Genomic DNA, 20603 nt, shown 5'->3' on the forward strand with positions numbered 1-20603 from the left:
TGACCAGTTGAGGGATTTGGCCGGCGCGTCGCCTCGCCTGCCCGGGCGTGCTAAGCAGGTGCCAACGGGCGAACGCTCCTCCTCCCTGGACCTGAACATGCCGAGTTCGAAACCGCTGATGACCGCATCATCCGGCTCCATTGCTGATAGCGTCGAATCCGCGCTCCGCACGCTGGAGACGGAGAGCGGCGGCATCAACGCGCTCGCCGCCGCCTTGCGCGGCCCGCTGGGTGCGACATTTGCGAGAGCGGTGGACCTGATCCGCAACGCCAAGGGTCGCGTCATCGTCACCGGACTCGGCAAATCAGGCCATATGGGCCGCAAGATCGCGGCGACGCTGGCCTCGACCGGCACCCCCGCCTTCTTCGTGCACGCGGCCGAGGCCGGCCATGGCGATCTCGGCATGATCACGTCCGACGACGTCATCATGGCGCTGTCCTGGTCAGGCGAGCAGCCGGAGATGAAGAACCTCGTGAATTATTCGGCGCGCTTTGCGATTCCCATGATCGCAGTGACGTCGAGCGCGGCGTCCTCACTGGGCCAGGCCGCCGACATCGTGATCGAGTTGCCGAAGGCACGCGAAGCCTGCCCGCACAATCTGGCGCCGACCACCTCGACGCTGATGCAGGCGGCGATTGGCGATGCCATCGCGATCGCGCTGCTCGAAGGCCGGGGCTTCACCGCGCTGGAGTTCGCGCATTTCCACCCCGGCGGAAAGCTGGGGGCGATGCTGAAATTCGTCCGTGACTACATGCGCACCGGCACGGAAATTCCGGTCAAGCCGCTCGGCACCAAGATGTCGGAGGCCGTGGTCGAGATGTCAGCCAAGGGGCTTGGCTGCGTCTGTATCGTCAATGATGCGGATGAGGCCGTCGGCATCATCACGGACGGCGACCTGCGCCGCCACATGCGGCCCGACCTGCTGGCTGCGTCGGTCGACGAGATTATGACCACTGAACCGAAGACGGTGCCGCCGTCGATGCTCGCGACCGAGATGATCGAGGTGCTGAACACACGCAAGATCACAACGCTGGTCGTGACCGAAGCGGGCAAGGTGGTCGGCATCGTGCATCTGCACGATCTGTTGCGGGCGGGCGTCGCGTAAGGCGCACACACTCCAGGGTGTCATTCCGGGGCGCGCCCGTTTGGGCGCGAACCCGGAATCCATTCATCTCCGAGATCTCTGCCCAATGGATTCCGGGTTCACGCTTCGCGTGCCCCGGAATGACACCGAGGGTGTGGCGCGCAATGACGGCGGAGAGACCTACGCCGGAAACCGCGCCGCGTTCTCCTCCAGCGGCAAGCGCAGCCCGTTCGCCAGATACGACACCGTGCGATAGAAGCCGCACAACAGCATGATTTCCAGGATCTGCGCCTCGTCGTAATGCGCGGACAGCGCGGCGAACTCCTCGTCATCAAGCGTCGCACGATGATGCAGCGCGTCGACGGCCGCAATCAGCGCCTGCTCGGCCGGCGACCAGCACGGTGACATGGCATCGCCCAGCACCGTCGCACGCACTTCATCCTCCATGAGCTTTGCCGGCCCGGCAAAGATGGCGACATGCACCCCCCATTCATACTCGCATTCGTTCAGCGCGCAGGTGCGGTCGATGATGATCTCGCGCTGGCGGAGGGACAGCGGGCCGGGATCGAGCAGGCCGCCGGCGCGAAATTTGTCCCAGGCGCGGCTGTGGCTTGCCATCACCCTGAACAGCACCAGGGGCGGTGCGCCGCGCATGATGCGGTCGAACTGCGCCTGGATCTCCGGGGGATAAGGCGGATCGAGGGGCGCGATACGCGGCGAGGAGGGTGACATGGCAGAAGACATGGACTGCTTCCGTTGCTACAATTATCGTAGCAATACGCTACATTATCTGTAGCGCTACGCAAGAGGCCGATATGGCAAAGCAGCCAGCATCAGAACGCCGCGTCCGCGGCTCGCGCACCGGGCGGCCGATCATGGCGCTGCTGGACCTGCTCGGCCGGCGCTGGAGCCTGCGGATATTGTGGGAGTTGCGCGGCGAGCCCCTCACCTCGCGCGCGCTGCGCAGCGCCTGCGACGAAGCCTCGCCGACGGTGCTGCAGGCGCGGCTGACGGAGCTGCGTGCAGCGGGATTCGTCGAGCTTGGCGAAGGCGGAGGTTACGCATTGACGCCGCACGGACGCGAGCTGTGCGAGACATTCATGCCATTGCACCGATTTGCCGAGCGATGGAAAAGGTAGCGCTCTTGTTTACCCTCCCTGGAGGGGGAGGGTCGCTACGCATGCAGTGCCGCGAAATGCGTAGCGGGGCAGGGTGACAGTTCCTCCACGGGGGCAGTGCCCGAGTGGAGAGATCAGCCCACCCCGCTCGCGCTGCGCGCGATCGACCCTCCCCCTCCAGGAGAGGTAAGGAAGCTACGCCGCGGCCACAGTAAGATTCGCGCCGTCGACCTGCACTACCTTCACGCGCGTCCCCGCCGGCGTATCGGGCCCAGCCACGCGCCACACCGTGTCGCCGATGCGGACGGTGCCTGCGCCGTCAATGATCGGTTTCTCCAGCGTGAACTCGCGCCCTAACAGCGCCTCGGTGCGCTTGTTGAGGAAGGGGCCGGCGCTGGCGTCCGGCTTCGGCCGAGCCAGGCGGCGCCACACCGGCACGGCGGCGGCAGCGAAGACTGCGAACATCACGAGCTGGATCTGCCAGGACACGGCGACAGTGAACGAGATCAGGCCGACCAGCAGCGCGGCGAGCCCGAGCCAGAACAGGAAGATGCCCGGCGCCAGCACCTCCAGCGCCATCAGGATGAAGCCGAAGATCAGCCAATTCCAGGTGCCGAGCGATACCAACATGTCGGCCATGATACGACCTCTTTGATTATCCCTGCCGCGGCGGCACCGCCGGCGGCGTGCCACCGGTCGGCGGCACCGAGCCGGGACGGCGAGCGAGCGCAGCGGACGCGGCGCTCTCGCCGAACGTCGCCTTGGCGATCTCGCCGATGCCGGCGAGCGAACCCAGCATGCTCATCGCTTCGACCGGAAGCATGATGACCTTCTGGTTTGGCGAATCGGCCAATTGCCCGAACGCCTTGATATACTTGTCGGCGATGAAATAGTTCAGCGCGGCGACATCGCCCTTCGAAATCGCTTCGCTGACCATCTGGGTTGCCTTGGCCTCGGCCTCAGCCGACCGCTCGCGGGCCTCGGCGTCGCGGAACGCAGCTTCCTTGCGGCCTTCGGCCTGGAGGATCTGGCCCTGCTTGGCGCCCTCGGCGCGCAGGATTTCCGACTGGCGCTGGCCTTCGGCGGCGAGAATGTCGGCGCGCTTGACGCGCTCGGCCTTCATCTGCCGGCCCATGGCCTCGACGAGATCGGCCGGCGGCACGATGTCCTTGATCTCGATGCGGTTGACCTTGAGACCCCAGGGCGAGACCGCGGCATCGACGACGCGGAGCAGGCGCTCGTTGATCTCGTCGCGGTGCGAAAGCACCTGATCGAGATCCATAGCCCCCATCACCGAGCGGATGTTGGTCATGGTCAAGACGGTAATGGCCTGGGTGAGGTTGGAAACCTCGTAGCTCGCTTTCGCGGCGTCGAACACCTGATAGAAGGCGACGCCGTCCACCGTCACCGTAGCGTTGTCCTTGGTGATCACCTCCTGCTCGGGAATGTCGATCACCTGCTCCATCATGTTGATCTTGCGCCCGACGCGATCGAAATAGGGCACGATCAGATTGAGCCCGGGGCTCAGCGTCTGCGTGTACTTGCCGAAACGTTCGATAGTCCAATCATAGCCCTGCGGCACCGTCTTCACGCCGGCAACCAGCGTGACGATGACGAGCAACACCAGAACAATCGCGAAAATGTCGAAACCGCTCATATCTCCTCCAAACGGGAAAAGGCCCTTTCCCGCGCTGTCATTGGTCGGTATCGCAACCCTATCGGTTCAGCGGTCGCGACTAACGTCGGTACCGGCGCGATTCTGCACAAGGCGTACGGAAGGGGAATGGCAAGGATTATGTGTTTGCGAGAACGCTCTTGAAAGGATGCCGGCGCGGACCTAGCGCCAAACGTTAGATTTGCCGCCCCATCGTAAACGTCAGATCCAGCCCTGAAGCTCGCGCAGCACCAGGGAGCGGATCACGTCCATGCCGGGTTCGCTGTCGTTGAGGCAGGGGATCGCGGAAAACTGCTCGCCGCCATTATGTTTGAAGATCTCGGCATTCTCCTGCGCGATTTCCTCCAGCGTCTCCAGGCAATCGGCGGCAAAGCCCGGGGTCACCACCGCGATGCGGCGCACGCCGTCTTTCGCCAAACGCTCCATGGTCTTGTCCGTATACGGCTGAAGCCACTCGTCATTGCCGAAGCGCGACTGGAAGGTCAGCAGCAGCGTTGTCTCGTTCATGCCGAGCCGGCGGCGCAGCGCCTCGATCGTGGCGATGCAGTGGTTCTGGTATGGATCACCCTTGTCGACATAGGATTTCGGCATGCCGTGGAAGGATGCCACAATCAGATCCGGCTTGAACGGCAGGCTCGCCAGATGCGTCTGGATCGAGGTCGCGAGCGCCTCGATATAGGCCGCATCCTGGTAGTAAGGCGGCGTCACCCGCAGCGTCGGCTGCGCCCGCAGGCGGGCGAGCACGCGGAACACCTCGTCGCAGACGGTTGCCGAGGTCGAGGCGGAATATTGCGGATAGAGCGGGACGGCGAGGATGCGCTCGCAGCCTTTTGCGATCAGCGCGTCGATGCCCGCCTGGATCGACGGGTTGCCGTAGCGCATCGCCCAGTCCACGACGACATGACTGCGATCCGACAGCGCGATCGCGAGCTTGTCGGCCTGCGAGCGCGTGATGGTCTTTAGCGGCGACTCGTCCCGCTCGTTGTTCCAGATCTTGCGGTAGTCCAGCGCCTTGGTGCGGGGGCGGCTGCGCAGGATGATCCCGTTCAACACGAGCTTCCAGACCAAGCCCTGGTCCTCGATGACGCGGGCATCCGAGAGGAACTCCTTCAGATAGACCCGCACGCCGGGCGCGTCAGCAGTATCGGGCGTTCCAAGGTTGATCAGAAGCACGCCAACGCGGGGCAGAGCGGATTGAGCTGCCGGTTTCGCGCTGTCGATGGGAACGACGCTGGTCATGGCTCCGTGGGTCGCGCGTTGCTCCGAACTTGTCAAGATGAGGCCGATTTGGCTACGGTTGCACCCAAGCGGGAGGGAAGATGACACTCGCGGAATGGTGCGTCCTGGGAGCGCTGCTGCTTTACCTTGCAACGATCGTCTCGATCAAATGGGCCAGGTTTCGCACGTTCGACAATTCCCAGCCGCGCGACCCCGCCTTCTTCGATGACGCCCTCGCGCAGCGCGCGCTCGGCGCGCACCTGAACGGCATCGAGACCTTCCCGTTTTTCGCCTTCGCGGTGCTGCTCGCCGAATTCCGGGATTCGCCGCAGCGGCTGATCGACGAGCTCGCGGCACTGTTCCTGATCGTGCGGATCGCCTATGTGCTGACCTATCTCGGCAACCGCCCGACGCTGCGCTCGATCCTCTGGAGCATCGGCTTTGCGATCGATCTCGGGATCTTCTTCATGCCGGCCTTGAAGCGGTTTCTGCCGGTTTAAGGTGCCGTGCCCCGCACGCGGTGCAGCGCCCTGTGCGCTGCTCCGCAGAGCCGGGGCCCGCGAGCGCGGCTTAAAAACAGGTTGTCCGTTCAGCGGCGATGTAGCCGAACAGCAGGCCGACGCCGAATAGCAATACCAGGCCAGCGGCGCCGAACTCGATGCCGCGCATGACGAGGGCGCCGCCCCCGTCGCGTCTTGCGCTGAGGCGCTGCGCGATGTCCTTGGCGGACACGGCGACGACCGCGATGGACGCGACCGTGATCGCGGTGCCCAGTCCCATCAGGAGGGTCGCGGCGATGCCGGCCCAGAACAGGCCCTGCGCCAGCGCGAACACCAGAACCAGGATCGCCCCCGAGCACGGGCGGATACCGACGGCGAGGATCGCGGCAAAGCCGCGCCGCCAGCCGCCGGGGCCGGCGAGCTCGCTCGGAGCAGGCCCGTGGGAATGACCGCAGTGCTCGTCATGGACGTGGCCATGCCCATGCTCATGGCGAGCGTGGCTGTGACCGTGATGGTGATCATGATCGTGGCCATGATGATCATCCGCATCATGGCCGTGGTCATGGTCATGCGGCACGCCTGCCATCGCTGGCACCGGCTGGGCTACCTGAAGCGCGCGGATGAAGGCGCCGCCTTTCACCCAGACCAGGCGCAGACCGAACAGCGCAATCAGGGCATAGCTCGCGATCTCGATCGCGCCTTCGGCCTTGCACATGGTCTTGGCGGTCGCATTCAGGATCCAGGCGGAGATGCCGACGATCAGGATCGCCACCAGCGACTGCATCAGCGCGGAGGCGAACGACAGCGCGATGCCGCGCCGCGCAGTCTCGCGGTTGGCGACGAGATAAGAGGCAATCACCGCCTTGCCGTGGCCGGGGCCGGCGGCGTGAAAGATGCCATAGGCAAACGAGATAAAGAGCAGCGTCCACACCGCCGAGCCGTCGGACTTCGCGGCGCGGATGGTCGCCGACATCTGGCGATAGAACTCCGACTGTTTTGCCAACAGCCAGCCGATGAGGCCGCTGGCTTCAGGCTCCGCCGCCTGCTGGGCGCGCGGCGCGCCGAACGGATTCTGCGCGAGGAGATCGTGGAGCGCGGCGTCGGCCACGGACACGACCAGCAGAACGGCGGCGCAAGTGAGAAGCCCGAGCGCGAACCCGGAGAGTTGCGACTTCAAGGGCAATCCACCATGATCTTGTTGGCGAACATCATGCCGAAGTTTGAATTCTCGCCATTGAGGAAGGTCTGCTCGTTGAGCTTCTGCGCACTCGCGGTGCCGTCGTTCGGTCGCTCCAGCTTCATCTGGCAGCCGGCGGGCGCGCCGACCAGCTTGACCGGATTGTCCTTGGCCATCTGGAAGTCGATGAAGAAGGAGCGGTCGAATACTTCGAGCACCAGCTGCCTGGGCTTGACGGGGTTCTTCAGCGGTAAGGTGAAGTGCAGGGTCAGCACCGTATCCTTGTAGTCGAGGAAGTAGTCGACCGGCTCCTGGAACCGTTCCTTCTTGCCGTCGGCCTTCGCGAAGGTGAAGTAGGCGTATTCCTTCAGCGACTCGACATTGGTCTGCGCCAGCGGCGTTAGCTCCTCGCGCGTATAGGCGCCCTTGGTCTTGCTCTCGAGCCCCTGCACCGCATAGGCCGAGAACATGTCGTCAAAGGTCCAGGCGTGGCGCACGCCGGTGATGGTGCCGTCGGCCGCGTAGAGCAACTCGCTGGTCGCGGTGATCCAGACATGCGGATGCGCGCGCGCCGGCCCCGCTGCGAGCGACAGGCCGGCGGCGAGCAGCAGACCGAGAAGGATGCGCATGCCCATCACGCCGCCTTCGCGGCGTAGAGCAGGCCGCGCCGGCGCAGCAGCGCGTCCGGCTCCGGCGGGCGGCCGCGGAAGGCCTCGTAGGCGGCTTCCGGATCGACCGATCCGCCCGAGGCGTAGATGTCGTCATGCAGGCGCTTGGCGACCGAAGGATCGAAGATGTCGCCGGCCTCCTCAAACGCGCCGAAAGCGTCGGCGTCCATCACCTCCGACCACATGTAGCTGTAATAGCCGGCGGCATAATGATCGCCGGTGAAGATGTGGCCGAATTGCGTGGGCCGGTGACGCAGCGCGATCTCCTCGGGCATGCCGATCTTCTCCAGCTCGCGTCTCTCGAAGGCGCGCACGTCCTGCGCGGCGGAAGCCGGCTGAGTGTGGAATTCGAGGTCGATCAGCGCCGAGGAGACGAACTCGACCGTGGCAAAACCCTGGTTGAATTTTCGCGCAGCAAGGAAGCGTTGCAGGAGGTCGTCCGGCAGCGGCTCGCCGGTCTGGTAGTGGCGCGCGAACTTTTGCAGCACCTCGGGCCGCTCCTGCCAGTGCTCGTAGAGCTGAGACGGCAGCTCGACGAAATCGGTGAACACGGAGGTGCCCGACAGCGAAGGATAGGTGACGTGGGAGAGCATGCCGTGCAGGCCGTGGCCGAATTCGTGGAACAGGGTGCGGGCGTCGTCGGGCGACAGCAGCGAAGGCTCGCCCCCGGCTCCCTTGGCAAAATTGCAGATATTGAGAACCAGCGGCGCGACCTCGCCGTCGAGCTTCTGCTGATCGCGCAGCGAAGTCATCCAGGCGCCGGAGCGCTTCGAGGGCCGGGCGAAGTAGTCGCCATAGAACAGCGCCTTGTGCTTGCCGTCCTTGCCCTTCACCTCCCAAACCCGGACGTCCGGGTGCCAGACCGGAACGTCGCTGCGCTCCTCGAAGGTGATGCCGAACAGGCGCGTGGCGCAGTCGAAGGCGGCGGCGATCATGTTGTCGAGCGAAAGATACGGCTTGATCGCAGCGTCATCGAAATTGGCACGCTGAAGACGCAGCTTCTCGGCGTAGAAGCGCCAGTCCCAGGGGGCGAGCTTGAAGTTGCCGCCTTCGGCCGTGATCAATGCCTGCATGTCGTCGCGGTCGGCGAGCGCGCGCGCCCTCGCCGGCGTCCAGACCCGCTCCAATAGGCTCCGCACCGCTTCCGGCGTCTTGGCCATGGAGTCTTCGAGTCGATACGCGGCGAAGGTCGGGTAGCCCAACAGCTTGGCGCTCTCTTCGCGCAGCTTCAGGATCTCGACGATGGTTGCGTTGTTGTCGTTGGAATTGCCGTTGTCGCCCCGCGCGATGAAGGCCTTGTAGACCTTCTCGCGCAGGTCGCGCCGCGCCGAGCTCTTCAGGAACGATTCGACCGAGGAGCGTGACAGCGTGACGATGGCCTTGCCTTCCATGCCGCGCTCTTCTGCCGCAGCTTTGGCGCCGGCGACGAAGCTCTCCGGCAGGCCCTCGCGGTCCGCCTCCCCGAGCTCCAGGAACCAGTCCTGCTCGTCGCCGAGCAGGTGATGGCTGAAGCTGGTGCCGAGCTGGGCGAGCCTCTCGTTGATCTCTGCCATCCGCGTCTTGGCCTCGTCGGAGAGGCCGGCGCCGGAGCGGTGGAAGCGGGTGTAGGTGCGCTCCAGGAGGCGCAGCTGCTCGGGCGTGAGACCGAGATTGGCGCGGTTCTCGTGCAGCTGGGCGATGCGGCCAAACAGCACGGCGTTCATCATGATCGGATTCCAGTGCCGCGCCATCCGCAAGGAGACTTCCTTGTCGATCTCCAGGATGGCCGGGTTGGAATGCGCCGAGACGAGGTCGTAGAAAACCGCCGCGACCTTGTTCAAGAGCTTGCCCGAGCGCTCCAGCGCCGTGATGGTGTTGGCGAAGTCGGGGGCGGCCGGATCGTTGGTGATCGCCGCGATCTCGGCGGCATGGTCGGCGAAGGCCTGCTCGAAGGCGGGCAGGAAATGCTCCGGCTTGATCTCGTCGAAAGGCGGGGTCGCGAACGGCGTCACCCAGGCCTTCAGGAGCGGGTTGGTCTCGGCATCCGTAATTTGGCGGAGTTCTGACATCACAAGTCCCGGTTTTTGAGCCGAATTTGTTGTGGCCAGCTATAGCACGCGATGGGGCTTTTTTGGGCCGTTTGCCCTTGCTCCCGACCGCCTTTTCGGGGAGATTGCGGCCCTCGAAGACACGGGGTCCCTGAACTCATGAACGCGCCTGCCTCCTCTTCCCGCCAGATCGCCTGGCCGAGCGTCATCACCGTTATCAGCGCCGCCATCCTGATCGGCGCGGAGGTGTTCGGCGCGGCGTTTGCCGGCGGCTGGGCGCTCGCGATCCTGTTCGGGCTCGGCGACCAGGGCGCGCACATCCTCCAGGCCGTGCTGTTCGCACTCGGCGTGCTGGTGATGACCGCGTTCATCCGCACAGCTCAGCGCATCGAGCCGTTCACGACGCGCCGCTGAAGCTCGCGCGCGACAGACACGCGCGCGCGGCACAGAAAACTTAACACGTGTTCATCTTCCGCGTCGCTCGCGCAGCACTGCGCAAGTAGATGTTAGGCAATTCTGTTCTCAGCCTAAAAAAATTCTTGCGAAGCCGATTCAAAACGCTTATGTGCGGACTTGCCCAATTTCGCACGTGCCTGTGGTCGTGTGTCAGTCGGTAGGTATCCGGACAAGAGGCCGGACAGCCGCCAAGGGGTGAAGAAGCCGAGGGGCTCTTCGGACGTGCAGAAGCCGGAAGACTTGAAAGTCGAAAGACTGAAAAGCCGACGGACTGAAAGCAAACCCGGAGCGCCCAGCATCTCTCTCAAGGGATGCCTTGTCGAAGGTGACTTCACTCTTTGCAACCGTGACTGGCAGCCGGAGGCGAACCGGCGCACCCCGCTCTCAACGGGGGACGCGACTTAAAGCAACGACGGATCGGGCTTTTTTGGTCTCTACCGGCAGTCCAACGCCGGCGCGGGCTACTGAAAAGGCTTGTCCTTCATTGCCAGGTGTGCGGGCGGGAACACTCCCAACCAATCCACGGCAGCACAGTCTGGTTTGAGTTTTTTGGCTTCGTCGCGCCTCCATCGCGCGATTTGGCCAGAGCGCTCTTATCCGACGTCATGTTTTGAACGGGCCCGTCGCTGGGCCGTTTGGGAGAGTGCCATGACCGAACGTATCCAGGAATTCCTGCGCAACCGCCGCAAGGATGGCCTCGACACCGAGCCGTGCCTCGTCGTCGACCTCGAGGTCGTGCGCGACAATTACCAGAGCTTCGCCAGGGCGCTGCCCGACAGCCGCGTGTTCTATGCCGTCAAGGCGAACCCGGCGCCGGAAGTGCTGGCCCTGCTCGCCTCCATGGGCTCCTGCTTCGATACCGCGACCGTCGCCGAGATCGAGATGGCGCTGGCCGCTGGAGCGACGCCCGACCGCATCTCCTTCGGCAACACGATCAAGAAGGAGCGCGATATCGCGCGCGCCTTCGCGCTGGGCATTCGGCTTTTCGCGGTGGACTGCGCCGCCGAGGTCGAGAAGGTCGCCCGTGCCGCCCCCGGCGCGAAGGTGTTCTGCCGCATCCTCTATGACTGCGCCGGCGCCGAATGGCCGCTGTCCCGCAAGTTCGGCTGCGACCCGGAGATGGCGGTCGAGGTGCTCGACGTCGCCAAGCGCCTTGGTTTGGAGCCGTGCGGCATCTCCTTCCATGTCGGCTCGCAGCAGCGCAAGGTGAAGGCGTGGGACCGTGCGCTGGCGATGGCCTCGCAGGTGTTCCGCGACTGCGCCGAGCGCGGCATCAACCTCTCCATGGTCAACATGGGCGGCGGCTTCCCGACCAAGTACCTCAAGGACGTGCCGCCGGTAGTGACCTACGGCCGGTCGATCTTCCGCGCGCTGCGCAAGCACTTCGGCAACCAGATCCCGGAGACCATCATCGAGCCGGGCCGCGGCATGGTGGGCAATGCCGGTATCATCGAATCCGAGGTCGTGCTCATCTCGAAGAAGAGCGACGAGGACGAGGTGCGCTGGGTGTACCTGGACATCGGCAAGTTCGGCGGTCTCGCCGAGACGATGGACGAGTCGATCCGTTACGCCATCCGTACCCGTCACGACGGTGCGGACATGACGCCGTGCGTGCTCGCGGGCCCGACCTGCGACAGCGCCGACGTGCTGTACGAGAAGACCCCGTATCCACTCCCCGTGACGCTCGAGATCGGCGACAAGGTGCTGATCGAAGGCACCGGGGCGTATACGTCGACCTACTCGTCGGTGGCGTTCAACGGCATCCCGCCGCTGAAGACGTACCACATCTGATCCGCCTCTCTCTTGAGGCCTGACGAACCCGGGAGCCGGCTTGCCGGCTCCTCCCTCACAATTTCAATTCTGACGACGTCTTGGACCGATGTGCCTCTCGCATGTCCGTTCAAGCGGGGACTGACGCGCCATGACTGCTCCTCGGAAGCCACAGATCGCCCTCACTTCGAAAGCCGCTCCGTTCGCGATCCGAGCGGAGCGTGCTGCCGACGTCGCGATGCGTGAAGCGTTGCTCGATGCCTGCTTTGGCGAGAACCGCCATGGCCGGACCTGCCAGCGCCTGCGCGACGGACGCGCGCCTGCCACAGGCCTTGCCCTGTCGGCCGTGCGCGAGGGACAGCTCGTGGGAACCGTGCGGCTGTGGCACGTCAGCGCCGGAGGCAGGCCCGCTCTGGTCCTTGGACCGCTGGCGGTCGACTCTGCCTGCCGCGAACTCGGGATCGGCGCCGCGCTGATGCATCAAGCGCTGGCCGCCGCCCGGGCGCGCGGGCATGGTGCCGTGATCCTGCTCGGCGACGCCCCGTACTACGCTCGCTTCGGCTTCTCGCCCGAGAAAACCGGCGCGTTGTCGCTGCCCGGCCCGTTCGAGCGCAACCGGCTGCTGGCGATCGAGTTTGCGGAAGGCGCGCTCGACGGCGCGGAAGGGATGATCGTTCCGACCGGAGCGGCCCTGCCCAAACGGAGGGCGGTTCGCGCTCTCCAGGCGCACGCGGCCTAAGGCATTGCGGTGATCGCAACGACCGAAGCCGCAGCCAGCGGCCATGCCCGGCTGCTGACTTGATGCTGTTCGTTTGGGGTTGCACGGGCCCGAGAAACGCCCTTTAAACCCGCGAAACATCCCTCCCTTCAGTTGAGGTCCGAGAGCATGTCCCGTCGCCTGATTTCCACCGGCTCCCCGTTCGAGAAGGCCGCCGGCTATAGCCGCGCCGTGATCGACGGCGAGTTCGCCTTCGTCGCGGGAACCACGGGCTATGACTACACGACCATGACGATGCCGGCCGACGTCACGAGCCAGTCACGCAACTGCTTCAAGACCATTGAAGCCGCCCTGAAGGAGGGTGGTTTCGAGATGGCCGACATCGTCCGCGCGACCTACTACCTCACAGACATCAAAGACGCTGACGCCCATTTCGCCGTCTGCGGCGAAGTCCTCGGCGACATCCGCCCGGCCGCAACGCTTCTGGTCGTCTCGGCGCTCTACAAGCCTGAGATGAAGGTCGAGATCGAAGTCACCGCCAAGCGCCGCAGCGCCTGATCCACACCCTCACTCTTTGTCTGCCATCACGTTCCGGAGAAACCATCCCATGAGCCCCGCCTCGCAGATCTACGCGAAGATCACCGGTCCCATTGTCATGGTCGGCTTCGGCTCTATCGGCAAAGGCACGTTGCCGCTGATCGAACGGCATCTCGATTACGACAAGTCGCGCGTCACCGTGATCGATCCCAAGGACGAGGGCCGCAAGGCGCATTGCGAGAAGCACAATGTACGCTTCATCCAGAAGGGCGTGACCAAGGACAATTATCGCGAGTTGCTGACCCCGCTACTCACCGAAGGCGGCGGTCAGGGCTTTTGTGTCAATCTTTCAGTCGACACCGGCTCCACCGACATCATGGAGCTCTGCAACGAACTTGGCGCTCTCTACATTGATACCGTCAACGAGCCCTGGCTCGGCTTCTATTTCGACGCTTCGAAGGGCCCGGAAGCGCGCTCCAACTACGCTCTTCGCGAAGTGACGCTGGCCGCCAAGAAGGCGCGCCCGGCGGGCTCCACGACGGCCGTTTCCTGCTGTGGTGCCAATCCTGGCATGGTCTCTTTCTTCGTCAAGCAGGCGCTGCTCAACGTCGCCGCGGATCTGAAGCTCAATGCCCCCAAGCCGAAGACCAAGGCCGAATGGGCGGACCTGATGCGGCAGGCCGGCGTCAAGGGCATTCACATCGCCGAACGCGACACCCAGCGCTCCAGGAACCCGAAAGAGCCTGACGTCTTCGTCAACACCTGGTCGGTGGAAGGTTTCCTGTCGGAAGGCGTGCAGCCCTCAGAACTCGGTTGGGGCACCCATGAGAAATGGATGCCGGAGAATGCGCGGACCCACGAAGCGGGCTGCGGCGCCGCCATTTATCTAATGCAGCCGGGCGCCAACACGCGCGTGCGCACCTGGTGCCCGACCCGCGGCGCGCAGTATGGCTTCCTCGTCACCCACAACGAGTCGATCTCGATCTCCGATTACTTCACGGTGCGCGACGCATCGGGCACGGCGATCTATCGGCCGACCTGTCACTATGCCTATCATCCGGCCGACGATGCCGTGCTCTCGCTGCATGAAATGTTCGGCCGCGCGGCGAAGATGCAGGAAAAGCACCACATCCTCGATGAGAACGAAATCGTCGATGGCATCGACGAGCTCGGCGTGCTGCTGTTCGGCCATGACAACAATGCCTATTGGTACGGATCGCAGCTCTCCATCGAAGAGACCCGCAGGCTTGCGCCCTACCAGAACGCCACCGGCTTGCAAGTGACCTCCGCCGTGCTCGCCGGCATGGTATGGGCGCTGGAGAATCCGAACGAAGGTATCGTCGAAGCCGACGAGATGGATTTCGAACGTCTCTTGGAAATCCAGCTGCCCTATCTCGGCCCGGTGAAGGGCTTCTACACCGATTGGACGCCGCTGACCGATCGTCCGGGACTGTTCCCGGAAGACATCGACACGAGCGATCCCTGGCAGTTCCGGAATATTCTGGTGCGGTGAGGGCTCTGCCGTCATGTCCGGCCTGTCCCGGGCATCGACGCACTTTCTTTCGCGGGACGCCAAGAACGTGGATGGCCGGGACAAGCCCAGCGGTGACGCCGCAACTGGCTGTCGTTATTTCTCCTTGATCGGCGGCGCGATCTTCTCCGCAGGCGCCGCCGGCAGCGCGGGCTTGGTCGCCGCGCCTTGCGTCTGGGATTCGGGCCGTGCGGGCTCGGGAGCCGGCGTGGTCGGGCGATCACCGCCGGGCTTGGACTCCGCAGGCGTCTTGCCCTGATCGTCCGAAGGAGTGCCCTGGAGCGGTGGCGTTGCCTGCGCCATCTGCATCCGGTTCTCGGCGCGAATCTGCGCCAGCGACAGGCCCGACACCACGACGCCCGCGGCGAACAGCGAGCAGGCGATCATCAGGTCGAGTTTCAGTCTGCGCTTCTCATTGCCTGTCATGTCGATCACCGCGTTTGCCCGCGGGACCAACGAAATGGCCGCGCGCGGGTTCCGCGCCTGCCCGGGCGGGAACCGCACCCCTGCGCGCTAAAACGCCGCGCTCAATCCGTGGTGCTGACTTCCCAAGTGGCGTGGCGCACGCCCGGAAGGTGCTGGAGATCCGTCGCGACCGCGTTCAGCTCGTTCGGATCGACCGCGGTCGCTACCAGCTTTGCGACGATCTCCAGGATGTCCTCGCCGATCTCCACCAGGTCGATATCAGCAACGGAATATTTCGCGGCTTCCAACCTCTCGACGAGGCGGTCGCGCATGTCAGGCAGAGCGTCGGCCGCCACCGCTATCTTGAAGTAATAGGTCGCCTCCAGTGCCCGCTCATTCAGCGGAATGCGATTGATAGCATTGACGAGTGGACGCAGCAGTGTGTTTCCGGCGATGACGAACACGGTCAGCGCCGCGGCCTGCGCGACCATGTCGGCCCCGGCGCAGGAGCCGACCGCGGCGGAGGCCCATAGCGTCGCGGCCGTATTGAGCCCGCGCACGTCCATGCCCTGCTTCATAATGACACCGGCGCCGAGGAATCCGATGCCGGAGACGACGTAGGAGATCACCCGCACCGCGCCGGCGGCGCCATCCAGATGCATGGCGAGATCGACAAAGGCGGCGGCGCCGACCGCGACCAGCACATTGGTGCGCAGGCCCGCGGTGCGCTGGCGGTACTGCCGCTCGGCGCCGATCAGCGTCCCCAGCACGAAGGCCGTGAACAGGCTGATCAGCGTGTCTGCAAAATCGGCAATCTGGAATGTCGTCAGAAACCGCATGGTCCCCTATACGGCCGGGACCATGACAGATTAAAGCTCCAGCAGGCCGCCGTCCCCATTTTCATCCGCAAACGCCAGCAGCGTGCCCTTGGCGTTCCAGGCGAGCGCGGCCACGGGTGGCGTGCCGTTGCGGCGGACCAGGATTTCCGCACCGTCCTCCAGCCGCACCATCAGCACGGTGCCGTCGCTGTAGCCGGCGGCAAGGATATCGTTCTTGGGGTGACAGGCCACCACGGACACGCGGGCCTGGAGCGGCGCGAGCATCGCGGGCTCCTTGCCCATCGGACCGTCCTTGCTGGCAAACGGCCACAGGATGACGGTGTCGGCGCCCGAGGTCGCCAGAGCCTTGCCGCCGGCGCTCCAGGACATCGAGCGGACGCGGCCGGGATAGCCGGTCATGCGCATGTGCCTGTTATCGGCGAGCCGCCAGCCGTGCAGCGCCGCCTCGTGCATCGCGGTGACCAGGAACTTGTTGTCCGGGCTGAAGGTGACGGCGAGATGCGAGCCGGCCCACGGGAGGAATTCGGCTGTGGCAGCCATGTTGGGAAACCACAACGTCGCGCCGTTGTAATGTGCGATCGCAAGCCGCAGGCCTTTTGGCGCGAAGGCAAGCCCGCCGACCGTCGAGGGCACCTCGATCGACTTCTCCTCGTTCTTGCCGCTCTTGACGTTCGCCGTCTTGCCGGCCGACCAGGCTAAGGCGCCATCTGGATGCAGCGCCACCGCATCGATCCAGCGCCGTTTGGGGTCGGTGGCGAGCAGCGTCACCTCCCCCTTGGCATCGAGGGAGACGACCTTGCCGTCGTCGCCGCCCATGACGAGGCGCTTGCCGTCGGAGGCGGTCGAGAGAATGCCGCCGCTGTGCACGGCGACCGTGCTGATCTCGCCCTTGGCGTCGACCAGCGCGACTTTCTCCTCGCCGCCGACGAAGGCGGCCCGATCGGCGAGGAAATGCGCCGAGGTCACGCCCATGCCGAGCGCGATCGGCTTGACGCGGTCGGTGACGGAGACGATCGAGGCGGAATCAGGAGCCGGCGTAAACTCTTTCATCACGAGACGATGCAGCTCTCAAAACCCTTGCGGATGGCCTCTTCCGGCAGTTCGCGGCCGATGAAGACGAGGCGGCTCTCGCGCGGCTCACCCTCCTTCCACTTCCGCTGGTGGTTGCCCTCCAGCATCATGTGGACGCCTTGGAAGACGTAGCGGTCATCGTCATCGTGGAAGGCGAGGATGCCCTTGGAGCGCAGGATCTTGCCGCCCTCGACCTGCACCAGGTTCTGGAGCCAGGGCATGAACACGTTCGGATCGAGCGGCTTGTCGGTTTTCAATGACAGCGACTGCATGTCCTCGTCGTGATAGTGCTTCAGGCCATGGCCGTGATGATGGTCGTGACCACGGTGGTGATGATCATGGTCGTGATCATGATCATCGGCCTCAAGGAAATCCGGCTCGATGTCGAGGATGCGGTCGAGGTCGAACGCGCCGCGATCGAGCACGTCAGCCAGCGCCACCGAACAGCGCTCGGTGCGATGCAGCTTCGCATAGGGATTGATGGCGCGGATGCGGGCCTCGACCTCCGCGAGCTCGCCCTTGTTGACGAGATCGGTCTTGTTCAGCACGATCACGTCGGCGAACGCGATCTGGTTCTTCGCCTCGGGCGCGTCTTTCAGCCGGTCGGACAACCACTTTGCATCGGCGACCGTCACCACTGCGTCGAGCCGCGCGTTTTTCTGCACGTCCTCGTCGACGAAGAAGGTCTGGGCGACGGGCGCGGGATCGGCAAGGCCCGTGGTCTCGACGATGATGGCGTCGAACTTCCCCTTGCGCTTCATCAAGCCGTCCATGATGCGCACGAGGTCGCCGCGCACGGTGCAGCAGATGCAACCGTTGTTCATCTCGAACACTTCCTCATCGGCGCCGATGATGAGATCGTTGTCGATGCCGATCTCGCCGAATTCGTTGACGATGACAGCGTATTTCTTGCCGTGGTTTTCCGACAGGATGCGATTCAAAAGCGTGGTCTTGCCGGCACCGAGATAGCCGGTCAGGACGGTCACGGGAATTTTTGGGGAGGTCACTTCAGACATAACAACTCCGGATTTCGGGCTTTCGCGCGACGCGAGGCGGGGTGGCCCCCTGCCCTAATGGTCAAGCGCGCTGATCAGGGCCTTTATATTGTGCCTGACCATGTCAATGTAAGTGGGTGCAGGCCCCTTTTCGCCGGTTAAACCGTCGGAAATCAGGGTCCCGCCGACCTTTGCGCCGGTCTCGGCCGCGATCCGCCGGATCAGCCGGTCATCGCTGATATTTTCCAGGAATACTGCCGGGATTTTTTCGGCCTTGATCTGGCCGATGATCGCGGCGATGTCGCGCGCGCTGGGCTCGGTCTCCGTGGAGACGCCCAAGGGGGCGATGAACCGGATACCGTATTCGGCGGAAAAATAGCCGAAGGCGTCGTGGGTGGAGATCACCTTGCGCCGCTCCAGTGGGATTCTCGCCACGGCTTCGCGGACCTCACTGTCGAGGGCTTCGAGTGTTTCCAGATAGGCTTTGGCCCGAGCGCGGAAGAACTCCGCGTCATCCGGGGCAGCAGCGGCGAGCGCATTGGCGATATCGGTGACGTAGATCTTGGTATTGGGGATGGACTGCCAAGCGTGGGGATCTGCGGCCGAACCCAATTTCAGGGGCGTGATACCGGCGCTTGCAGTCACGACCGTCGCCTTGCTGCCGGAGGATTGCACGAGCCGCGGCAGCCATCCCTCGAGGCCGAGCCCGTTGACGACGACGAGCTTTGCATCGGCGATCCGCTTCGCATCGCTCGGCGCAGGCGTGTAGACGTGGACGTCGCTGTCGGCGCCGACCAGCGTGGTCAGATTGATCCGGTCACCACCGACATTGCGGACGAAATCGGCCAGGATCGAGAAGCTCGCGACCACGTTGAGCCGCTCGGCGGCGTGCAGCGGCGAGGCGATCAGCAACAGCGCGCAAAGCAGGATGAGCCGCATCGTCACGCTTCCAGATGCCGGCCGGGAAACAATTGCCGGACGATACCGCCGACGCGGCCGAACAGGACGGAGGCCACGTAGAGCACCGTCGCCACGAGAATGATCGCAGGGCCCGACGGCACTCGGGTCTGGAACGACAGCACGAGGCCGGCATAGCCCGAAACCGCGGCAGCAATCACGGCGATGCAGATCATGGCGGTGAGATCGCGCGACCAGAATCGCGCAATGCCGGCCGGCAGGATCATGAGGCCGACCGCAAGCAGCGTGCCGAGCGCCTGAAAGCCGTTGACGAGGTTGATCACGACGAGCGCGAGGAAGGCGAGATGCGCAGGGCCCCCGGCGCGACTCACCGTGCGCAGGAACAAGGGATCGACGCTCTCGATCACCAGCGGGCGGTAGATCACCGCAAGCACCAGGAGCGTCACCGTGGCGTTGAAGGCCACCACTAGCAGCGTCTGGTCGTCCATCGCGAGAATGTTGCCGAACAGCACATGCAACAGGTCGATATTGGTCCCCTTGATCGAGACGATGGTAACGCCGAGCGCCAGCGAGGCCAGGTAGAAGGTGGCCAGCGAAGCGTCCTCCTTCAGCCCGGTCGAGCGCGCGACCACACCGGCGAGGATTGCGACCGCAAAGCCGGCGATCAGGCCGCCGGCGGTCATCGCGAACAGGTTGAGCCCGGAGAGCAGGAAGCCGACGGCGGCGCCCGGCAGGATCGCATGTGCCATGGCATCGCCGACGAGGCTCATCCGCCGCACCATCAGGAACACGCCGATCGGCGCGCCTGCCAGCGACAGTGCGATCACGGCGGCGAGTGCCCGCCGCATGAACTCGAATTCGGTGAACGGACCGATCAGCGCGTCATAGGCCATTTGCAATCACGCCGCCTGCGACCGCCCGTCGTCGCCGGCGCAGGCCGTCGCGCTGTCGTCGAAAGCCTCGCACATCCGCATCGCGACCATCAGGTTTTCCGGCGTCAGCACCTCGGCCGTCGGCCCCCAGGCCACGGGGCCGCGCGCCAGCACCAGTGTCTCGCTGAAATGGGTACGCACCATCTCCATGTCGTGCAGCGCGGCGAGCACGGTGCGGCCCTCGGTGTGCCAATCCTTCACCAGCGCGAGCAGATCGGCCGTGGTCTTGCTGTCGATGGCGTTGAAGGGCTCGTCGAGCACGATCAGACTCGCGTCCTGAAGCAGCACCCGGGCGAACAGCACGCGTTGCATCTGGCCGCCGGAGAGCGTGCCGATCGGGCGATTCTCGAAACCGTTGAGGCCAACGGCGGCAATTGCGCGCAGGATTTTGTCCCGCGCAGCCTTGCCGATGCCGCCGAACAGGCCGGTCCTGCGCCACAGCCCGGTGCCGACGAAATCGAACACCGAGATCGGAAAGCTGCGGTCGATCTCGGCGCTCTGCGGCAGGTAGGCGATGTCCCTGCTATCGAGGCCACCGAGGTGGATGCTGCCGTCGAGAGGCTTGAGGATGCCGACGATGCCGCGCAGCAGCGTCGACTTGCCGGCGCCGTTCGGGCCGATCACTGCGACCAGCGCGCCGGATGCGACCTCGCCATTGAGATGGTGCACGGCCGGATGCCGGTCATAGCCGAGCGTGACGTTGTGGAAGTGCAGTGCCGCCATGGTCACCTCATCGCCAGAAAGACCATGCCCCAGAGCACCGCGCAGACAGCGAGCGCGGCCGCGAGGCGGCCGGCCGTGGTCATGCGCAGGATCGACCAGGGGGCCGCCTGGGCCGGATGCGGCGAAGCGGGATCATGGACATGGGCATGGGTGTGGTCATGCCCCTGCGAATGCACGTGGTCGTGGGAGTGGTCGTGATGACGGGCGTGAGACACGGCGGGAACCATGCGAGGACGTTATA

General features: G+C 64.7%; 23 protein-coding genes. 8 read left to right on the forward strand and 15 right to left on the reverse strand.

Annotated elements, in window-relative coordinates; genetic code table 11:
* The first annotated feature begins 97 nt into the window (after positions 1–97).
* On the forward strand, positions 98–1105 hold the full coding sequence (locus tag IVA96_RS10960) for a KpsF/GutQ family sugar-phosphate isomerase (protein ID WP_247277693.1): 1008 nt from the start codon (positions 98–100) through the stop codon (positions 1103–1105).
* Between the two features lie 159 nt (positions 1106–1264).
* On the opposite strand, the gene IVA96_RS10965 is transcribed toward IVA96_RS10960, so the two are convergent.
* Positions 1265–1816 (reverse strand): carboxymuconolactone decarboxylase family protein, encoded by a 552-nt coding sequence (locus tag IVA96_RS10965; protein ID WP_247277761.1) that lies wholly within the window; start codon positions 1814–1816, stop codon positions 1265–1267.
* 83 nt (positions 1817–1899) lie between these two features.
* Here IVA96_RS10965 and IVA96_RS10970 point away from each other — a divergent pair, with 83 nt between their 5' ends.
* Positions 1900–2223, forward strand: a complete 324-nt coding sequence (locus IVA96_RS10970; RefSeq protein WP_247277694.1) for a helix-turn-helix domain-containing protein — start codon at positions 1900–1902, stop codon at positions 2221–2223.
* A gap of 174 nt (positions 2224–2397) precedes the next feature.
* On the opposite strand, the gene IVA96_RS10975 is transcribed toward IVA96_RS10970, so the two are convergent.
* The 3 genes from IVA96_RS10975 to hemH form a co-directional block, all read right to left on the reverse strand.
* Positions 2398–2841, reverse strand: coding sequence for an NfeD family protein (locus IVA96_RS10975; RefSeq protein ID WP_247277695.1), 444 nt, complete (start codon positions 2839–2841; stop codon positions 2398–2400).
* 16 nt (positions 2842–2857) lie between these two features.
* Positions 2858–3859: an SPFH domain-containing protein gene (locus IVA96_RS10980; RefSeq protein WP_247277696.1), complete on the reverse strand. Its 1002-nt coding sequence runs from the start codon at positions 3857–3859 to the stop codon at positions 2858–2860.
* Between the two features lie 219 nt (positions 3860–4078).
* Entirely contained in the window at positions 4079–5116 is a 1038-nt protein-coding gene (hemH, locus tag IVA96_RS10985; RefSeq protein ID WP_247277697.1) for a ferrochelatase, read from the reverse strand.
* 80 nt (positions 5117–5196) lie between these two features.
* Between hemH and IVA96_RS10990 the strand changes: the two genes are divergently transcribed.
* The gene (locus tag IVA96_RS10990; protein ID WP_247417132.1) at positions 5197–5595 is read left to right on the forward strand and encodes an MAPEG family protein; all 399 of its coding nucleotides are present in this window, start codon (positions 5197–5199) and stop codon (positions 5593–5595) included.
* A gap of 70 nt (positions 5596–5665) precedes the next feature.
* Here the strand turns inward: IVA96_RS10990 and IVA96_RS10995 are convergent, their stop codons facing one another.
* Genes IVA96_RS10995 through IVA96_RS11005 form a run of 3 tightly spaced genes read right to left on the reverse strand, consistent with a single transcriptional unit; the run spans position 5666 to position 9488 of the window.
* On the reverse strand, positions 5666–6772 hold the full coding sequence (locus tag IVA96_RS10995) for a nickel/cobalt transporter (protein WP_247277699.1): 1107 nt from the start codon (positions 6770–6772) through the stop codon (positions 5666–5668).
* Positions 6769–7407, reverse strand: a complete 639-nt coding sequence (locus IVA96_RS11000; RefSeq protein WP_247277700.1) for a DUF1007 family protein — start codon at positions 7405–7407, stop codon at positions 6769–6771. The genes IVA96_RS10995 and IVA96_RS11000 overlap by 4 nt, the downstream gene beginning before the upstream one ends.
* Entirely contained in the window at positions 7407–9488 is a 2082-nt protein-coding gene (locus tag IVA96_RS11005; RefSeq protein ID WP_247277701.1) for a M3 family metallopeptidase, read from the reverse strand. Before IVA96_RS11005 ends, IVA96_RS11000 begins: the two co-directional genes overlap by 1 nt.
* A gap of 138 nt (positions 9489–9626) precedes the next feature.
* Here IVA96_RS11005 and IVA96_RS11010 point away from each other — a divergent pair, with 138 nt between their 5' ends.
* From IVA96_RS11010 to IVA96_RS11030, 5 genes are all read left to right on the forward strand, one after another.
* Positions 9627–9881 carry a hypothetical protein gene (locus tag IVA96_RS11010; RefSeq protein ID WP_247277702.1) on the forward strand — a complete coding sequence of 85 codons (255 nt, stop codon included), beginning with the start codon at positions 9627–9629 and terminating at the stop codon, positions 9879–9881.
* A 690-nt stretch (positions 9882–10571) separates the two neighbouring features.
* A complete protein-coding gene (locus tag IVA96_RS11015; RefSeq protein ID WP_247277703.1) occupies positions 10572–11714 on the forward strand; it encodes a type III PLP-dependent enzyme in 1143 nt (380 codons plus the stop codon).
* A 130-nt stretch (positions 11715–11844) separates the two neighbouring features.
* Complete coding sequence (locus IVA96_RS11020; protein ID WP_247277704.1) at positions 11845–12432, forward strand: N-acetyltransferase; 588 nt, start codon at positions 11845–11847, stop codon at positions 12430–12432.
* 147 nt (positions 12433–12579) lie between these two features.
* The gene (locus IVA96_RS11025; protein WP_247277705.1) at positions 12580–12969 is read left to right on the forward strand and encodes a RidA family protein; all 390 of its coding nucleotides are present in this window, start codon (positions 12580–12582) and stop codon (positions 12967–12969) included.
* A 49-nt stretch (positions 12970–13018) separates the two neighbouring features.
* The gene (locus IVA96_RS11030; RefSeq protein ID WP_247277706.1) at positions 13019–14461 is read left to right on the forward strand and encodes a homospermidine synthase; all 1443 of its coding nucleotides are present in this window, start codon (positions 13019–13021) and stop codon (positions 14459–14461) included.
* Between the two features lie 114 nt (positions 14462–14575).
* On the opposite strand, the gene IVA96_RS11035 is transcribed toward IVA96_RS11030, so the two are convergent.
* The 8 genes from IVA96_RS11035 to IVA96_RS11070 form a co-directional block, all read right to left on the reverse strand.
* Positions 14576–14905: a hypothetical protein gene (locus tag IVA96_RS11035; RefSeq protein ID WP_247277762.1), complete on the reverse strand. Its 330-nt coding sequence runs from the start codon at positions 14903–14905 to the stop codon at positions 14576–14578.
* A gap of 101 nt (positions 14906–15006) precedes the next feature.
* A complete protein-coding gene (locus IVA96_RS11040) occupies positions 15007–15723 on the reverse strand; it encodes an MgtC/SapB family protein (protein ID WP_247417136.1) in 717 nt (238 codons plus the stop codon).
* Positions 15724–15753: 30 nt separating this feature from the next.
* Positions 15754–16773 (reverse strand): WD40 repeat domain-containing protein, encoded by a 1020-nt coding sequence (locus IVA96_RS11045; protein ID WP_247417139.1) that lies wholly within the window; start codon positions 16771–16773, stop codon positions 15754–15756.
* The gene (locus IVA96_RS11050) at positions 16773–17810 is read right to left on the reverse strand and encodes a GTP-binding protein (protein WP_247277708.1); all 1038 of its coding nucleotides are present in this window, start codon (positions 17808–17810) and stop codon (positions 16773–16775) included. The genes IVA96_RS11045 and IVA96_RS11050 overlap by 1 nt, the downstream gene beginning before the upstream one ends.
* 54 nt (positions 17811–17864) lie before the next feature.
* On the reverse strand, positions 17865–18728 hold the full coding sequence (locus IVA96_RS11055) for a zinc ABC transporter substrate-binding protein (protein ID WP_247277709.1): 864 nt from the start codon (positions 18726–18728) through the stop codon (positions 17865–17867).
* Between the two features lie 2 nt (positions 18729–18730).
* Entirely contained in the window at positions 18731–19600 is an 870-nt protein-coding gene (locus IVA96_RS11060; protein ID WP_247417143.1) for a metal ABC transporter permease, read from the reverse strand.
* 6 nt (positions 19601–19606) lie between these two features.
* The gene (locus IVA96_RS11065) at positions 19607–20362 is read right to left on the reverse strand and encodes an ABC transporter ATP-binding protein (protein ID WP_247417146.1); all 756 of its coding nucleotides are present in this window, start codon (positions 20360–20362) and stop codon (positions 19607–19609) included.
* Positions 20363–20364: 2 nt separating this feature from the next.
* Positions 20365–20589 carry a hypothetical protein gene (locus tag IVA96_RS11070; RefSeq protein WP_247417149.1) on the reverse strand — a complete coding sequence of 75 codons (225 nt, stop codon included), beginning with the start codon at positions 20587–20589 and terminating at the stop codon, positions 20365–20367.
* Positions 20590–20603: the final 14 nt, after the last annotated feature.

The organism is Bradyrhizobium sp. 159 (assembly GCF_023073795.1).
Classification (GTDB): domain Bacteria; phylum Pseudomonadota; class Alphaproteobacteria; order Rhizobiales; family Xanthobacteraceae; genus Bradyrhizobium.